The 17132-nt window shown below is 69.7% G+C and carries 12 protein-coding genes; 3 read left to right on the top strand and 9 right to left on the bottom strand.

The window, feature by feature from the left end; translation table 11 throughout:
- Positions 1-4: 4 nt before the first annotated feature.
- Both ACOQPQ_RS01555 and ACOQPQ_RS01550 read right to left on the bottom strand, forming a co-directional pair.
- Positions 5-1174, bottom strand: coding sequence for an aromatic ring-hydroxylating oxygenase subunit alpha (locus ACOQPQ_RS01555; RefSeq protein ID WP_420637683.1), 1170 nt, complete (start codon positions 1172-1174; stop codon positions 5-7).
- Between the two features lie 66 nt (positions 1175-1240).
- Complete coding sequence (locus tag ACOQPQ_RS01550; protein ID WP_420637682.1) at positions 1241-2785, bottom strand: AMP-binding protein; 1545 nt, start codon at positions 2783-2785, stop codon at positions 1241-1243.
- A 149-nt stretch (positions 2786-2934) separates the two neighbouring features.
- Between ACOQPQ_RS01550 and ACOQPQ_RS01545 the strand changes: the two genes are divergently transcribed.
- Positions 2935-5295 (top strand): CoA transferase, encoded by a 2361-nt coding sequence (locus ACOQPQ_RS01545; RefSeq protein WP_420637681.1) that lies wholly within the window; start codon positions 2935-2937, stop codon positions 5293-5295.
- 6 nt (positions 5296-5301) lie between these two features.
- Here the strand turns inward: ACOQPQ_RS01545 and ACOQPQ_RS01540 are convergent, their stop codons facing one another.
- From ACOQPQ_RS01540 to ilvB, 5 genes are all read right to left on the bottom strand, one after another.
- Positions 5302-6822, bottom strand: a complete 1521-nt coding sequence (locus tag ACOQPQ_RS01540) for a hypothetical protein (protein WP_420637680.1) — start codon at positions 6820-6822, stop codon at positions 5302-5304.
- 64 nt (positions 6823-6886) lie between these two features.
- A complete protein-coding gene (locus tag ACOQPQ_RS01535; protein ID WP_420640342.1) occupies positions 6887-8203 on the bottom strand; it encodes a bifunctional o-acetylhomoserine/o-acetylserine sulfhydrylase in 1317 nt (438 codons plus the stop codon).
- 164 nt (positions 8204-8367) lie between these two features.
- Positions 8368-9396, bottom strand: a complete 1029-nt coding sequence (gene ilvC / locus ACOQPQ_RS01530) for a ketol-acid reductoisomerase (RefSeq protein WP_420637679.1) — start codon at positions 9394-9396, stop codon at positions 8368-8370.
- 61 nt (positions 9397-9457) lie between these two features.
- Complete coding sequence (gene ilvN / locus ACOQPQ_RS01525) at positions 9458-9982, bottom strand: acetolactate synthase small subunit (protein ID WP_420637678.1); 525 nt, start codon at positions 9980-9982, stop codon at positions 9458-9460.
- Positions 9979-11691, bottom strand: a complete 1713-nt coding sequence (ilvB, locus tag ACOQPQ_RS01520; RefSeq protein ID WP_420637677.1) for a biosynthetic-type acetolactate synthase large subunit — start codon at positions 11689-11691, stop codon at positions 9979-9981. Before ilvB ends, ilvN begins: the two co-directional genes overlap by 4 nt.
- 330 nt (positions 11692-12021) lie before the next feature.
- Here ilvB and ACOQPQ_RS01515 point away from each other — a divergent pair, with 330 nt between their 5' ends.
- Positions 12022-12585 (top strand): hypothetical protein, encoded by a 564-nt coding sequence (locus ACOQPQ_RS01515; RefSeq protein ID WP_420637676.1) that lies wholly within the window; start codon positions 12022-12024, stop codon positions 12583-12585.
- A 54-nt stretch (positions 12586-12639) separates the two neighbouring features.
- Here ACOQPQ_RS01515 and ilvD read toward each other — a convergent pair whose 3' ends face one another.
- Positions 12640-14316 carry a dihydroxy-acid dehydratase gene (ilvD, locus tag ACOQPQ_RS01510; protein ID WP_420637675.1) on the bottom strand — a complete coding sequence of 559 codons (1677 nt, stop codon included), beginning with the start codon at positions 14314-14316 and terminating at the stop codon, positions 12640-12642.
- 135 nt (positions 14317-14451) lie between these two features.
- Here ilvD and ACOQPQ_RS01505 point away from each other — a divergent pair, with 135 nt between their 5' ends.
- Positions 14452-15789, top strand: coding sequence for an MATE family efflux transporter (locus ACOQPQ_RS01505; protein WP_420637674.1), 1338 nt, complete (start codon positions 14452-14454; stop codon positions 15787-15789).
- 13 nt (positions 15790-15802) lie between these two features.
- Here the strand turns inward: ACOQPQ_RS01505 and ACOQPQ_RS01500 are convergent, their stop codons facing one another.
- The gene (locus ACOQPQ_RS01500; RefSeq protein ID WP_420640341.1) at positions 15803-16942 is read right to left on the bottom strand and encodes a nitroreductase family protein; all 1140 of its coding nucleotides are present in this window, start codon (positions 16940-16942) and stop codon (positions 15803-15805) included.
- Positions 16943-17132: the final 190 nt, after the last annotated feature.

Here is a 17132-nt window from a genome sequence, read left to right as displayed (position 1 = left end):
AGATCTAGCTGCGGCGGCCGTTTCCTGCGGGTTCGGCGTAGCGCGCCACGGCCCGGTGGTAGTGCTGCAGTGAGGGCTCGTTGCGCCCGAACAGCACCTCGGGGGTGGCCCCGCTCTTGAGGGCGTTTTGGATCTGGAAGCCCACCCAGTAGTCCTCGTCACGCACCGCTCGCAGCACCAGGGCGCTGAACTGCTCGGCCATCTGGCGCTCCTCCTCGCCGGCGGGCTCGTGGCGGCACAACACGGTCTGCACGGTGGTGCTGGCGTCGGCGGTGGGACCGGGGTAGAGCTGGCTGAGCAGGCAGTAGTCCCCCAGGATCCCGGAGATGGACACGTTGGGGAAGATCGAGTGGATCAGGCGGATGTGGCGGTCCAGGTCCCACTGCTCCTCGGACACACCGACCAACTCGGGCAGCGACTTGCGGCCGAACACGATGCGCTGGTGCGGACCCCAGGTGTCGTGGGCCATGAGGTTGCCGATGGTGTTGAGGCCCACCGTCTGGGGGTGCAGGCGCTCCTGGTGGTAGCCCTCCAGGTAGCCGTCCCAGGCCACCTTCCAGCCCGGCCCCTCGAGGGTGCGCTGCTCGAAGATGTGCCACTGGTCGAGTTCCAGGGCGGCCACGTAGGGGGCGAAGTCGCCCAAGAAGGCGTCGATGTCGAAGGTCACTCCGGGGGTGAGACTGGCGAACACGAACCCGGCGGCTTCCGCGCAGGCCAGCGGGGTCAGCGAGAGGTGGTCGCGGTCCACGTCGCCGAAGGTCTGGGCGCCGAACATGCCCACCAGGTCGCCCGACAGGTCGTACACCCAGGCGTGGTACGGGCAGCTCAGGCGACGGGCCGAACCGGAACCGGGCTCGCACAGCGGCGACCCCCGGTGCTTGCACACGTTGAGGAACGCCCGGGCGGCCCCGTCGGCGCCCCGGGTGAGCAGCACCGGCACCCCCAGGGCGTCGACGGCCTTGTAGGTGTTGGGGCCGGGAAGCTCCGAGCCGAGGGCCAAGGCCAGCGGCAGGCGCTTGAAGATGCGATCGGTCTCGTACTCGAAGCGGTCCTGGTCGAGGTAGGCCTGCACCGGCTGGGCCATGACGTCGGGGGCCAGATCGGTGGTGTCGCCCTGCCACAGATCGAACACCCGGCGGGTCAAGGCCAAGATGGCGTCATCGGAATAGGCCATCGGATTACCCTACCGGCGGGGCCGAAATCATGAGAGACCGGCGGACCGGGGGCTACGACCGTCGGTCTAGGACACTCGGTCGAGGTATTCCTGGCGCAGGGGCTTCTTGTAGAGCTTGCCGGTGGGCAGGCGGGGCAATTCGGCCCGGAAGTCCACCACCCGAGGCACCTTGTAGCCCGCCAGGTGCTCCCGGACGTAGGCCCGCAGCTCCTGGGCCAGCTCGTCGGTGGCGTCGACCCCGGCCTCGGGCTGCACCACCGCGTGCACGTACTCCCCCATCTCCTCGTCGGGCAGGCCGAACACGGCCACGTCGGCCACTTTGGGGTGCAGGGCAAAACAGCTCTCGATTTCCTGGGGGTAGATGTTGACCCCGCCGCTGATGATCATGAACGTGGCCCGGTCGGTGAGATAGAGATAGCCCTCGTCGTCCACGTAGCCCACGTCGCCCACCGTGGTCCAGCCCGGATGGTCGGGGTGGCGGGAGTCTGCGGTCTTCTCCGGGGCCCCGTGGTACTCGAAGGTGGCGGCCTCCTGCTCGAAGTAGACCAGGCCGGCCTCGCCGGGCCCGAGTTCGGCCCCGTCGTCGTCGCAGATGTGCAGGATGCCCGAGATGGCCTTGCCCACCGACCCCCTGTGCTCCAGCCAATCGGGTGAGCTGATGAAGCACACCCCGTTGGCCTCGGTGGCGGCGTAGTACTCGTGGATGATCGGGCCCCACCACTCGATCATCTTCTCCTTGACCTCCACCGGGCAGGGGGCGGCGGCGTGGACGGCCATCTTGAGCGACGACACGTCGTAGCGGCCCCGGACCTCGTCGGACAGCTTGAGCATGCGGATGAACATGGTGGGCACCACCTGGGTGTCGGTCACCCCGTAGCGCTCCACGCAGTCCAGAAAGCCCTGGGCGTCGAAGCGGTCCATGATCACCAGGGTGCCCCCCAGCTCGTGGACCCCGGCGCTCCAGATCAGAGGGGCCGAGTGATACAGGGGCGCGGGTGTCAGGTACACCGAGTTCTCGTCCATGCCCAACAGCAGGTTGGCCAACATGCCGATCCCGGAGAGGCCGGCGTCGTCCACGTTCAGGCCGGTCAGCGGGCGCAGGATGCCCTTGGGCCGGCCGGTGGTGCCCGAGGAGTACAACATGACCTCACCCTTGGGAAGACGGGGCCGGGGGGCCGCCGACAGGGGGGCCACCGCCTCCTCGTAGGATTCGTAGCCGTCGATGACGCCGTCCATCATCAGCCGGTGCGGGCAGCCGTCGATGAGGCTCGACAGCTCGGCGGCGGTGTCGGCCATGGCCGCGGTGGTGATCAGCGCCACCGAGCCGCTGTCGTTCACCACGTAGGCTGCCTCGGCGGGCGACAGGTAGCGGTTGACGGCGGTGAGGTACAGGCCCGAGGTCATGGCCGCCCAGTACACCTCGAAGTAGCGGCGGTGGTTCTCGGCCAGGATGCAGAGGTGATCGCCCTCCCGCAGGCCACGCTCGTGCAGGAGCCGGGCCAGGCGGTTGACGGCCTCGTCCAACCCCCGGTAGGTGGTGACCTCCCCGGTGGCGGCCATGATCTGGGCCGCCTTGTCCGGGGTGGTGCATGCGTGTTGTCCTGGATACATGGTCGGCCTCTCCTTGGTGCCGGTTGGCCCGGCCAACGGGCTTGATGGCCGGGCATCGTAGCGGCCTCCACCGGCCGGCCATGGCAACCTTGTCGTTGCGCTTGAGTAATCTGCCCGGCGATGGCTGAATTCGACCCGACGGGGGGCCCGTGATCCTCTCGCATCTGCGGGCCGTGGAGGTGGGCGGGGGCATCGCCGCCTCCTATGCGGCCAAGCTGCTGGCCGACGCCGGGGCCGACGTGATCAAGATCGAGCCGCCCGGCGGGGACCCCCTGCGCTCGTGGTCGGCCTCCGGGGCCGATCTGCACGACGAGGACGGGCCGCTGTTCCGGTTCCTGAACACGTCCAAGCGATCCCACGTGGCCGATCCCGACGACCCCGACGACCCGGCGCTGGCCCTCTTGCTGGCCACCGCCGACATCCTCATCGACGCCACCCCCCAAGGGCTGCCCCCGGCGAGCCTGGCGGCGGCCCGCCACCAGAATCCGGCGCTGGTGGTGGTGTCCATCTCCCCGTGGGGACGGTCCGGCCCCTACGCCGACCGGCCGGCCACCGAGTTCACCCTGCAGGCCGAGTGCGGTGGCCTGGGCAAGCGGGGCAATCCCGAGCGTCCGCCGGTGCAGTCGGGTGGGGTCATCGGTGAGTGGACGACGGGCATCTACGCCGGCGTGGGGGCCCTGGCCGCCGCCCGGGCGGCCGGACGCAGCGGGCACGGCGATCACGTGGACGTGTCGATGTTCGAGACCATGGTGATGACCATGAACACCTACGCCTGGATCATGGGGACCTTCACCGGCGACACCCACCCCGAGCGGCCCGGGCGCACCGTGGAGCTTCCCTCCATCGAACCCACCGCCGACGGCCACGTGGGGTTCTGCACGGTGGCCGGGCAGCAGTTCCTGGATTTCCTGGCCATGATCGGCCGGCCCGAGTGGGCCGACGATCCGGACATCTGCGGCCCCGGCGGTCGCTGGCGGCGGCGTGAGGAGTTCCGGGCGGCCGTACACGCCTGGACAACCCGACGGACCACCGCCGAGATCCTCGCCGAGGCGTCGGCCCGGCGCATACCGGTGGCCCCCATCGGCGACGGGGCCACCGTGCCCACCCTGGAGGCGTTCTCCGGCCGGGAGGCGTTCACCACCAACCCCTCCGGGGGCTTCACCCAGCCCACGGTGCCCTACCGGCTCCACGGCGCCGACGTCCGGGCCTTCGAGCCGGTACCCGCACCGGGGGAGCACACCGGACAGATCGAGAGCCGAGCACCCCGTCCGCCCGGGACCGAGCCCGCCGCCCTCCCCCTCCACGGCGTGCGGGTCATCGACTTCACCGCCTGGTGGGCCGGCCCCATTGCCAGCCACTCGCTGGCCCTGCTGGGGGCCGACGTGGTCAAGATCGAGTCCGTCCAGCGGCCCGACGGAATGCGCTTCGCCTCCACCCGTCCCCCGACCAGCGACCAGTGGTGGGAGTGGGGCATGGTCTTCCACGGGGCCAACACCAACAAGCGGGCCATCACGCTCGACCTGCGCTCGCCGGAGGGGGTGGCGGTGGCCGAACGGCTGATCGCCGACGCCGACGTGGTGATCGAGAACTTCACCCCCCGGGTGATGGAGGGGTTCGGCCTGACCTGGGAGCGGCTGTCGGCCCTGAATCCCCGGCTGATCATGACCCGGATGCCCGCCTTCGGCCTGGACGGCGCCTGGCGGAACAACACCGGGTTCGCCCAGACCATGGAACAGCTCACCGGGATGGCGGCCATCACCGGCTATCCCGATGAGGATCCCCAGATCCCCCGGGGTCCGTGCGACCCGCTGGCCGGGATGCACGCGGTGTTCGCCACGCTGGGCGCCCTGGAGGAACGGGACCGAACCGGTCGGGGACGGCTGGTGGAGGTGACCATGGTGGCCGCCGCCCTCAACGCCGCCGCCGAGCAACTGGTGGAGTACTCCGCGCTGGGCCGCCAACTCCCCCGCACCGGCAACCGCGGTCCCCGGGCCGCCCCCCAAGGGGTGTATCCGGCGGCCGGCACCGAACGGTGGGTGGCCGTGGCCGTGGCCGACGACCGTCAGTGGGCGGCCCTGTGCGGGCTGCTGGACCGCTCCGACTGGGCCCAGTACGGGTCGGCGACCGAGCGGCAGGCCGCGGCCGACGCCATCGACGCCGGCCTGGCCCAGTGGATCGCCGCCCGAAGCGACGAGGACGCGGTGGCGGCCCTGGTGGGCGCCGGGGTGCCCGCCGCGGTGGTGGTGCTCGGCGCCGAAGTGGGCGACCACCCCCAACTGCGGGCCCGCTCGTTCATCGAGCCCGTCCAGCACCCGGTGTGCGGTGAGGTACCCGCCGCCAGCCTGCCGTTTCGGTTCGACTCGGTGCCCGGTCCCTGGACCCGAACGCCCGCCCCCCTGCTGGGTGAGCACAACCGGGAGGTGCTGGGCGAAGAACTCGGCCTGTCGGATGCGGAGCTGGCCGAACTCCAGGCCAAGGGCGTGATCGGCTCCCGCCCGGCGGGGCTCTAGCCGGCTCTAGCCGGACCGCCCGGCAGCCGCGCGGTCGGAGGGGCTGGGGTTGACGCCCAGGGTGGCCGATTCCACCAGGCGCACCAGATTGTCGGACTCGCAGTCCAGCGTGCCCTGGGTGAGGGGATGACGGCGGATCCAGCCGCTGGGGGTCGGGCTCACCAGCATGAAGCAGGGCGACGGAATGCCCTCGGCGGGATTGGTCGTGCCGTGCAGGCCCCGGGCGTCCCATTCGGTGATGGTGCCGGCCGCCTCGATCACCAGGTCGCGGGTCAGCCCCCCGCCGCTGGTGAACATGGCCCGATTCACCGCCTCCTCGAACAGGAGGGCCGACGCCCAACTCGACAGGCCGATCAACTCCAACTCGGCGTTCTCGTCGACTTCCTCCCGCAGGAAGAGCACGTATCGCACCAACTCCACGTTGTCGCCCGGCTCCTCGAACGGCAGCATCGAGATGCTGACCCACAGGTCGGTGCCCAACTCGGCGGCCTCGGCGGTCCAACTCGGGCCGTAGCAGTCGGCCGAGCAATGGACGAACTCCAAGGCGGGGGGGCTCGGTTCCGGCGCGGGCTCTTCGGCCTCGTCGGATCCTTCGTCGCCGGCGTCGCCGGCCTCCTCGCCGTCCTGGGTCGGTGCCTCCACGTCGGCGGGATCCGGCTCTGGTTCATCCGGGGGCTGTGAGGCCTCGATGGCCGCCAGTTCGGCGGTCAGTCGGGTCCAGGCGCCCAGCAACTCCTGGAGCCGGTTGCTGTCGGCCGACCAGGAGAGGGCCCGAACCTCCGCATCCACCAGCGCCGCGGCCAGGCTGTCGTGGTCCTGGTCGACGATCTCGGCGGTGGCCTGGAAGGTCACGTCGAACCCGTTGGCGGTGGACGCCTCGATGTCGCGTTGGGCCCGGTAGAAGGCCTCCGGGAGGTCGATGACCACGGTGCCCACCGCGGCGGCCGCCTCGGGAAAGCGCTCGCTCAGGTAGCGGGCCGGACCGGCCTGCCACACGTCGTTGGCGGTGGGGTTGGACACGAAGGTCACCGGCGACTCCCGCCGGGCCGGGGTGAGCGCGGCCGCCGGAAAATCGGGCAGGCGGCAGGACTCGTCGTTCAGGATGTCCACCCCGTCGCCGTCGAACACCGCATGCGACCCGACCAGGGCGAAGATGTCGCTCTCGCAGGCTTCCTGCACGGCCTCCCGGTGGTCGAAGACATTGGAGTTGATGAGCACCACCTCCACATCCCGGCCCCCGAGCCCGCCGGTGCTGTTCACCGCCTGGGCCCAGGCCCGCATGGCCAGCCAGGCGGCCTCGCTGCCGGTGGACACCGAGTTGCCCGCCACCGCGTCGGCGATCACCCCGACCCGGATCACGTCGTCGGTGACGCCGGTGTGGGTCGGCTCGGCGGTCGGTCCCGGCACCACCGGGTCCACCGTTTCGGGGGTCGGGGTGGGTGTGACCAGATCGGGTGACGTCACCACCGGCCCCGACAGATCGGGCGTCTTGCAGCCCACCGCCACCAGCGCGACGGCCGTGGCCAACAACGCAAGAGCACGAGGGCGCAAGACGACGCGCCTCGGGGTGGCCCGAACGCCGGAGGCGGGCTCAGGCTCGGGCAGCCGCGAAGCCCTGCTCGAGGTCGGCGATGATGTCGTCCACCGTCTCCAGGCCCACCGACAGCCGGACCAGGCCGGGATACACCCCGGTGGTGATCTGCTCCTCCTCGGTGAGCTGCGAGTGGGTGGTGGAAGCCGGGTGGATCACCAGGCTGCGCACGTCGCCGATGTTGGCCACGTGACTGTGCAGGTCGAGCGCGTTCACGAACTTCTCGCCCGCGTCGCGCCCCCCCTTGATGTGGAAGGCGGGTACCGAGCCGTGGCCCCGGCCACCGCCGTAGTGGTTCATGCGGTCGTGCCACGGGCTGGAGGCCAGCCCGCCGAACTGCACCGACTCCACCTGGTCGTGGCCGTCGAGGTACTCGGCCACCGTCTGGGCGTTGGCGAAGTGCCGGTCCATGCGCATGCTCAGCGTCTCCAGGCCCTGCAGGAAATAGAAGGCGTTCTGCGGGGAGATGGCCGCCCCGATGTCGCGCAGGAGTTGCACCCGGGCCTTGATGATGTAGGCGCCGTGGCCGAGCGCGGGCCAGAAGGCCAGGCCGTGGTAGCTGGGGTCGGGCTCGGTGAAGTTGGGGAAGCGTCCGCTGGCCCCGTAGTCGAAGGTGCCCCCGTCGATGATGACCCCGCCGATGGAGTTGCCGTGTCCGCCGATGAACTTGGTCATCGAGTGGACCACGATGTCGGCGCCGTGGGCCAGGGGCTGCATCAGATAGGGGGTGGGCACGGTGTTGTCCACCATCAGGGGGATGCCGGCGGCGTGGCCCACCCCGGCGACCCCTTCGATGTCGAGGCAGTCGTTCTTGGGATTGCCGATGGTCTCGGCGTAGAACACCTTGGTGTTGTCCCGGATGGCGCCCCGCCAGGCGTCCAGGTCGTCGGGATCGTCGATGAACGACACCTCGATGCCCATCTTGGGCAGGGTGTAGTGCAGCAGGTTGTAGGTGCCCCCGTACAACGAGGCCGACGACACCACGTGGTCGCCGGACTCGGCCAGGTTCAAGATGGCCAGCGTCTCGGCGGCCTGACCCGACGACAGGGCCAGCGCGCCGGGAATCCCGATGGCGGTCGCGGTGCCGCCCTCCAGGGCCGAAAGCCGGGCCTCCAGCACCATCTGGGTGGGATTCATGATGCGGGTGTAGATGTTGCCCACCTCGGCCAGGCCGAACAGGGCCGCGGCGTGCTCGGTGTCGCGGAACACGTAGGAGGTGGTCTGGTAGATGGGCACCGCCCGTGATCCCGTCGCCGGATCAGGCTCCTGCCCGGCGTGGATTTGCTTGGTCTCAAAACCCCAGTTGTCGCTCACGATTCCTCACTCTCCCTTTCGGTGGGACCGACGTTGCGTGTGGCCGAACGAATACTACCGACCGACGGCCCCCGATCAGCCAGTGTGGGCCGAATCCTCGGCCCATAGGCCCCCGGACTCCACCTATTGGTCCCCGGACACAGGCCTACTGGCCGCCGGACACAGGCCTATTGGCCGCCGGACACCGCCTGGACGCTCTGGCGGCCCTCGGAGATCCAGGGCATCATGGCCCGCAGTTCCGAACCCACCTCCTCGATGGGATGTTGGCGACCCTCGGCCTCCATGCGCAGGAAGTTCGGGCGGCCGCTGCGGCTCTCGTTCATCCACTCCTCGGCGAACGACCCGCTTTGGATCTCGTCGAGAATCTTCTTCATCTCCGCCCGGGTCTCCTGGTTGATGATGCGGTCGCCCCGGCTCAGGTCGCCGTACTCGGCGGTGTCGGAGATGGAGTAGCGCATACCTCCGATCCCCTCCTCGTACATCAAGTCCACGATGAGCTTTAGCTCGTGGAGGCACTCGAAGTAGGCCACCTCGGGCTGGTAGCCCGCGTCGCACAGGGTCTCGAAGGCGGCGGTGACCAGCGAGGTCAGGCCGCCGCACAGCACGACCTGCTCGCCGAACAGGTCGGTCTCGCACTCCTCGGCGAAGGTGGTCTCGATCACCCCGGCCCGGGCGCCGCCGATGGCATCGGCGTAGGCCAGGGCCAGCCCCTGGGCGTGGCCGGTGGCGTCCTGGCCCACCGCGATCAAACAGGGCACCCCGCCGCCTTCCACGTAGGTGCGCCGCACAAGATGGCCCGGACCCTTGGGGGCCACCATGGCCACGTCCACCCCGTCGGGCGCAGAGATCAGATCGAACCGCACGTTGAAGCCGTGGGCGAACAGCAGGGCGTCGCCCGCCTGCAGGTGGGGCTCGATGTGGGTCCGGTAGATGTCGGACTGCTCGGTGTCGGGCAGGAGCATCATGATCACGTCGGCTTCGGCCGACGCCTCGGCCATCGACATCACTCGCAGACCGGCCTCGGAGGCCTTGGCCGCCGAGGACGACCCCTCCCGCAGCCCCACCCGCACGTCGATGCCCGAGTCCTTCAGGTTCAGGGCGTGGGCGTGGCCCTGGGATCCGTAGCCCAAGATGGCCACTTTGCGGCCGGCGATGTGGTCGCGGTCCACGTCCTTCTCATACAACACGGTTGCCATGGGCTGTCCTCACAGTCGTCGATGGTTCTCGGTAGATGGTTCTCGGTACTCGCCGGACCGGTCAGGGGTCCAGGGGGTCGGGGGCCGCTTTGGCCAGTTTGGGCAGGGCCACCTTGCCGGTGCGCTGCACGTCCACGATCCCATAGGGTCGCAGAAGGTCCTCGAAGTCATCCACTCGGCTGGGCGACCCGGTGAGCGACACCATGATCTCCTCGTAGCCCACGTTCAGCACCGCGGCCTGGAAAATCCGCACCAGGTCCAGGATCTGCCCCCGGATCTGGGGATCGGCCCGGACGGTGGCCATCAGCATCTCCCGCTCCACGCTGACCGAGGGGTTCAGCTCGCGGATTTCCACCACGTTGACCAGCTTGTCGAGCTGCTTGACCACCTGCTCCATGGGGGCGGCGTCCACCCCCACCACGATGGTGAGCCGGCTGAACCGCTCGTCGGCGGTGGGGGCCACGGCCAGCGACTCGATGTTGAACCCCCGTCGGGCGAACAAACCGGCCACCCGGGCCAGCACCCCGGCCTTGTTCTCCACATGGACCACCAGCGTGGTGGTGCCCGAGCCCTCCGGGGCCGTCATCGGGGGCGGTCCTGCTGGGAGGGGTCCACCACCACGTCGCTGTTGGACTTGCCCGCGGGAACCATGGGGTAGACGTTCTCGCCCGCCTCGCAGCGGAACTCCACCACCACCGGGCGGTCGTCGATATCGTTGGCCCGGGCGATGGCCGGGGCCACCTCCTCGGGCGACTCCACCCGCAGGCCCTCACAGCCCAGGGCCTCGGCCCACAGCTTGTAGTCGGGCACGTCGCGGCTGAGGTAGACCTCGGAATAGCGCTCCCGGTAGAACATCTCCTGCCACTGGCGCACCATGCCCAGATAGGCGTTGTTCATCAGGGCCACCTTGATGGGGAAGCCCTCGGTGGCCGCGGTCACCAGCTCCTGGGCGGTCATCTGGAAGCAGCCGTCGCCGTCCACCGCCCACACCATGCGGTCGGGCCGGCCCGCCTTGGCCCCGATGGCCGCGGGAATGGCGAAGCCCATGGTGCCCAGGCCGCCGGAGTTCACCCAGGTGTAGGGGTGGTTGAACTTCCAGTACTGGCTGGCCCACATCTGGTGCTGGCCCACGCCCGAGGCCACGATGGTGTCGTCGGGGGTGGTGTCGCGAAGCTGCTCCAGCACGTACTGGGGCTTGAGCAGTTCGTCGGGCTGGGACGGCTCGTAGGTGAGGGGGAACCGTTCCTGCCAGCCGCTGATCCGGGAGCGCCACGGGTTGCGGTCGGGCTGGGCGTCGGCGCCGCCCATGCCCTTGAGGGCCCCGACCAGCTCCTCGATGACCAGCTTGCAGTCGCCCTGGATGGCCACGTCCGGTCGGCGCACCTTGCCCAGTTCGGCGCTGTCGATGTCCACGTGGATGACCTTGGCCAACGGGGCGAAGCCGGCCACGTTGCCGGTGACCCGGTCGTCGAAGCGGGCCCCCAGCGCGATGAGCAGGTCGGCCTCCTGCATGGCGGTCACCGCGGTGTAGTTGCCGTGCATGCCGGGCATCCCCAGACACAGGGGGTGGTCGTCGGGGAATCCCCCCCGGTTCATGAGCGTGGTCACCACCGGGATGCCGGTGAGTTCGGCCAACTCCATCAGGGCCTCGGCCCCCCGGGACTTCAGGATGCCGCCCCCGGTGTAGAGCACGGGGCGCTCGGCCTCGCAGATGAGCTTGGCCGCCTGGTGTACCAGCTCGGCGTCGACCCCCAGGTTGGGGTGATAGCCGGGCAGGTCGTGACCGCTGGGGGTCTTCCAGTCCAGGGCGGAGCGGGGGTTGTTGGGGTCCACGATGTCCTTGGGGATGTCCACCAGCACCGGGCCGGGGCGACCGGTGGTGGCGATGTGGAAGGCGTCGTGGATCACCTGGGGGATGTCGGCGGCCTCGGTGACCAGGTAGTTGTGCTTGGTGACCGACATGGTGATGCCGGTGGTGTCGCACTCCTGGAAGGCGTCGGTGCCGATGGCCGCGTAGGGAACCTGGCCGGTGATGACCACCATGGGGATCGAGTCCATGTAGGCGTCGCAGAGGGGGGTGACGATGTTGGTGGCCGCCGGTCCCGAGGTGACCATGGCCACGCCGGGGCGACCGGTGGCGTGCGCGTATCCTTCGGCCATGTGGCCCGCCCCCTGCTCATGGCGCACCAGCACGTGGCGGATGGACGACTCGATCAGCGGGTCGTACACCGGCAGGATGGCCCCACCGGGCAGCCCGAACATGATCTCCACGCCCTCGTTCTCGAGGGCTTTCATCAAGGCTTGTCCGCCGTTCATTCGCATGTCGGTAGACCCTTCATTTCGTGGTGGTGTTGTCTGTCATTGGCTTGGGCAGGAGCCCGATTGCTCGGGCGTCCGGGGAAAAAGAAAAACCTCCCGCAGCGGGAGGTCGAAGCGCACGGTCCCTCGGCTGAGCCGGGACCGTGCACTAGAGGCGTACGACGAGCGTCGATCCGGTGGGGAAATGGCGCTTCATAGAACCCCACCAGTATGAACGGTGGCGGCTGTCGGTGACAAGACGATGACCCCGAGACGATGACCCCGATCAACCCAGGACGCGCCAGAAGCGAGAACAGCGAGGCCAACGTGTCGAATCGTCGAATCGGGGTGTATCCCGGCTCGTTCAATCCCCCCACCATCGGCCACCTGGCCATCGCCCTGGCGGCCCGGGACCAGCGGGGGCTGGACCGGGTGGATCTGGTGGTGTCGCGCCGGGCGCTCGGCAAGCAGGTGACCGAGCGGCCGTCGTTCGAGGAGCGCGTCGCCGTATTGGAGGCGTCGGTGGCCGACGTCGACGGGTTGGGGGTGGTGGTGACCCACCACCAGCTCCTGGTGGACATCGCCGAGGGGTACGACGTGGTGGTGATGGGGGCCGACAAGTGGGCCCAGGTGTTGGACCCGGCCTTCTACGGCAACTCGGTGCGGGCCCGGGACCGAGCGGTGGCCGCTCTGCGGCGTCGGGAGCTGGCCATCGCCCCCCGGTCGCCCTTCGAGGTGCCCGCGGGGGCCGAGCTGATCGTCGCCGCCGAGCTGGACGGCGTGTCGTCCACCGGGGTGCGCCGGGGGCGCCGGGAGTGGATGACGCCGGCCGCTCGGGCCTTCGACGACGCCACCGGCGCCTGGTCGGACCCCGGCGGGTACCCCCGGTAGACCATCCGGAGGGGCGCGCCTCCCGTCCCCGTTGGACAAGCTGGACGGGGCGGCTCAAGCCTCGGTGACCGCGCCCTTTTCGGCCCCCTGGGCCAAGCGGGCGTACTTGGCCAACACCCCTTTGGTGTAGCGGGGCTCGGGGGGCTTCCAGTTGGCCCGGCGCTCGGCCAGCTCGGTCTCGCTCACCAACAGGTCCACGGAGTGGTCCCGCACGTCGATGCGAATGGTGTCGCCCTCGGCCACCAGGGCGATGGGACCGCCTTCGGTGGCCTCCGGGGCCACGTGGCCCACGCAGAACCCGTGGGTGCCCCCGGAGAACCGTCCGTCGGTGATCAGGGCCGCGTCCGCCCCCCGACCGGCGCCCTTCATGGCCCCGGTGATGGCCAGCATCTCCCGCATGCCCGGTCCGCCCCGGGGCCCCTCGTAGCGGATGACCACGATGTCGCCCGCACCGATTCGGCCGCCCAGCACCGCGTCCATGGCGGCGTCCTCGCCGTCGAACACCCGGGCCCGGCCCTCGAAGTGGTCGAAGTCGATGCCCGCCACCTTGAGCACCGCCCCGTTGGGGGCCAGCGACCCCGTGAGCACGGCGATGCCGCCGATGTCGTGCAGCGGGTTGTCGAAGCGGTGGATCACCTCGCCGTCGGGGGCCGGGGGGTCGATCATGGCCAGGTTCTCGGCCATGGTCCGACCGGTGACGGTGATCTCGTCGCCGTGCAGCAGCCCCTCGTCCAACAGCATCTTCAGCACCACCGGAACCCCGCCGATGCGGTCGATGTCGGCCATGTGATACGAGCCGTGGGGTTTGGTGTCGGCCAGATGGGGCACCTTGGCGGCCACCCGGTTGAAGTCGTCCAGCTCCAGGGTGACCCCGGCCTCCCAGGCGATGGCCAGCAGGTGCAACACCGCGTTGGTGGACCCGCCCAGCGCCATGGTGAGGGCGATGGCGTTCTCGAACGCCCCCTTGGACATGATGGTGCGGGGACGGATGTTGTCCCGCAACAGGCCGATCACCGCGGTACCGCTGGCGTAGCTGTAGTCGTCGCGGCGGCGGTCCACGGCGGCGGCCGACGCGCTCCCCGGCAGCGACATGCCCAGCGCCTCGCCGATGGAGGCCATGGTGTTGGCGGTGAACATCCCGGCACACGAGCCCTCGGTGGGGCAGGCGTTGCGCTCGATGGCTTCCAATTCGGCGTCGTCGATGTCGCCCACCGCATGGGCGCCGACCGCTTCGAACACGCTGACGATGTCAAGCACCTGGCCGTTGTGGCGGCCGGGGAGGATGGAGCCGCCGTAGACGAACACCGACGGGAGGTTGAGGCGGGCGGCGGCCATCAACATGCCGGGGAGCGACTTGTCGCAGCCGGCAAAGCTGACGAAGGCGTCCAGCCGCTCGGCGTGCATCACCGCCTCCACCGAGTCGGCGATGATCTCCCGGCTCACCAACGACGCCCGCATCCCCTCGTGGCCCATGGAGATCCCGTCGGACACCGCGATGGTGTTGAACTCCAGGGGGAAGCCGCCAGCGTCGCGCACCCCTTGCTTGGCCCGCTTGGCCAGGCGGTCCAGCGGCAGGTTGCAGGGGGTGACCTCGTTCCACGACGACGCCACCCCCACCTGGGGCTTGTCCCAGTCGTCGTCGGTCATGCCCACCGCCCGGAGCATGGCTCGGGCCGGGGCCCGCCCGGCCCCCGAGGTGACCTCGTGGGAACGCAGCTTCATATCGCTCATGGCCCCAGAGTAGTGGGGTGTCGGTGGAGGTCGACATCGGTACTGCCCGGTGGAGAGCTCGCGTCCAGTGGTCCGCGGTAGGGCGCCCACGGCGAAGCCCCAGTGGCACGGCCCCTACGGCAAGAATTGAGCGCCATGGGGCGAATCAGCGGGCTGGGGGCGGTGCGGCGGTCACCCTACGACGCCGAGATCGCCCGACTGGCCGTTCCCGCGCTGGGCGCCCTCATCGCCGAACCGCTCTACACGCTGGCCGACACCGCGGTGGTGGGGCACCTGGGCACACCCCAGCTCGGCGGGCTGGCGGTGGCCTCCCAGGTGTTGCTGGGGGCGCTGTCGCTGTTCATTTTCCTGGCCTACGGCACCACCGCGGCGGTGGGCCGACTCATCGGGGCGGGCGACCGGCGCCGGGCCGCCCAGCAGGCGGTGCAGGGGCTCTGGCTGGCTGCGGCGGTGGGAACGGTGCTGGCCGTGGCCGCCTGGGTGTTCGCCTCTCCCCTGCTGCGGCTGTTGGGGGCCGACGGCGAGGTTCTGACCCATGGGCGGGTGTACCTGCGCATCGGGGTGTTCGGCCTGCCCGCCATGCTCATCACCCTGGCCGGAGTGGGCTATCTGCGCGGGCTGCAGGACACCATGCGACCCCTGAAGGTGGCGGTGGTCACCGCGGCGATCAACCTGGGGTTGGAACTGGTGTGGATCTACGGGTTCGGGTTCGGCATCGGGGCCTCGGCGTTGTCCACGGTGGTGGCCCAATGGCTGGCGGCGGGGGCCTACGTGTGGTGGATTCGCCAGGCGGTGGCCGCCCACGGGGTGACGCTGGCTCCGGACCGCTCCATGATCGGACGGTTGGCGGTGGTGGGGCTCGACTTGTTCCTGCGCACCGCCGCGCTGCGGGCGTCGTTCACCGTGTCGGTGGCGGTGGCCGCCCGGTTGGGCGGCGTGGAGTTGGCCGCCCACGAGGTGATCTACCAGCTCATGTTCTTCGTGGCGCTGGCCCTCGACGCGGTGGCCATCGCCGGACAGGCCATGATCGGGCGCTACCTGGGGGCGGGCCGACCGGAGCAGGCCCGGGCGGCGGGGCGCCGCATGATCGAGTGGGGGCTGGCGTCGGGGCTGGTTGCGGCCGCGGTGCTGCTGATCACCCGACCCTGGCTGCCGTTGGTGTTCACCGGGGATGAGGCGGTGATCGCACTGGTGGGATTCCTGCTGTTGCACCTGGCCCTGATGCAGCCGGTGAACGGGGTGGTGTTCGCCCTCGACGGGGTGCTGATCGGGGCCGGGGACATGCGCTTTCTGGCCGTGGCCATGGTGGGGGCGGCCGGGGTGTTCATTCCCCTGGCCATGTGGGTCTTGGCCGCCGGCGCGGGCATCGGCTGGCTGTGGGGGGCCATGTGGGCCCTCATGGTCACCCGCCTGATCAGCCTGCTCGCCCGCTTCGCCGGCCGCCAATGGCTCGTCCCCGGCGCCACCCGCTGAGCAATTGGCGGGACTACTGGAGGTGGTCCCGGATGCCGTCCACCACCCGCTGCATGTTGACCCGGTGATGCTGGAGCCGATTGACGATCATCCCGTGCTCTTTGTCCGGGTTCTGCTCGATGAACATGGTGAGGCCCGAAGGGCCGGGGCCGAGAAACAGTCGAAACAACAACCGGGTGCCACCCCCCACCAGGGGCTGGATCTCGAAGCGCCACCGGGCGCCGGGGTTATCGGGGTCGGACGTACACCAGCCGAACGCACCATTTGGCTCCAGGACATCCACAAAGCTGGTGACTTCCCAGTGGCCCAAGGCCTCCAGGTGGTTGCGGCCGGTAAAGGTTGCCCCGAGTGCGGGCCCGTCGAATCCCTCGTCCCAGTCGGCGCCGTTGAACTCGTCGGAGAACTGGGCCGGCAGGTTGATGTCGGTGATCGCGGCCCACACCACGTCGGGATGGGCGGCAATGTCGACTTCCACCACCATTCCCGGGCCGTCTGCCATCCTCAGTGCCGTTCCCGGCCCCGATTCGCAGATGCGGCCGTAGCCGTCGAAGAAGGTGATCTCCCGGGCCGGGGAGCGGGGTGCAGGACGAAAATCGGTGCCCTTGGTCCAGGCCACGGGGAGCATGGCGATCTCGGTCACCCCATCGGGAATGCCCAGCAACTCCTTCAGTTCAGGGGCCTTGGCCAAGACGGCGGTCGTCCAGGTGCTGCCAAGACCTCGGGCCCGCAGGGCCACGCAAAAGCTCCACGCACTCTGTATCACCGAGTCGAACAGGCCCGGGGCGCCGCTTCCGTCATGGCGGCCAACAATGACGGGAATGACGATCACCGGTACCTCAGCCAGATGCTCGACCAAATGGGCCGCTGAACGCATCATCGGCTCCCGGGGATGGCCTGTGCCCTCAAGCTGGTCGCGGGCCTCGGTGAAGAACAGACCTCCGGCCTCTTGGTACAGGCGGGCCAATTCCTGTTTGATCTCGGGGTCGCGCACCACGATCCACCGCCGGCTGGACTGGTTCCCGCCGGTGGGGGCCTGCTCGGCAACGTCGATGCAATCCAGGATGATCTGGTCGTCGACCGGCCGCCCGAGATCAAGCCGCCGCCGCACCGCCCTGGTGGTCTTCAACGCCCAATCCACCGACTCCGTGTCCATTCGCACGGTGCCCACCCTAGTGGTGTGTCGCAGTGGCAACTGCCGGCCCCAATTCTTCGCGGGTATGACTGGGCCGGGCGGGGCTGGAGGGGGCTGCTAGTGGTGTGTCGCAGAAATAGCGACGTGGCATGCGACGGCAGCGGGGTTCCTCGCAAGGCGCGACGACGAAGCCATACTCCCTGCGTACGGC

The sequence above is a fragment of the Candidatus Poriferisocius sp. genome (assembly GCF_965219775.1).
In the GTDB taxonomy this organism is placed as follows: domain Bacteria; phylum Actinomycetota; class Acidimicrobiia; order Acidimicrobiales; family Bin134; genus Poriferisocius.
The sequence above is the reverse complement of the archived record's forward strand: the minus strand, read 5'-3'. Positions and strand labels throughout refer to the sequence as shown.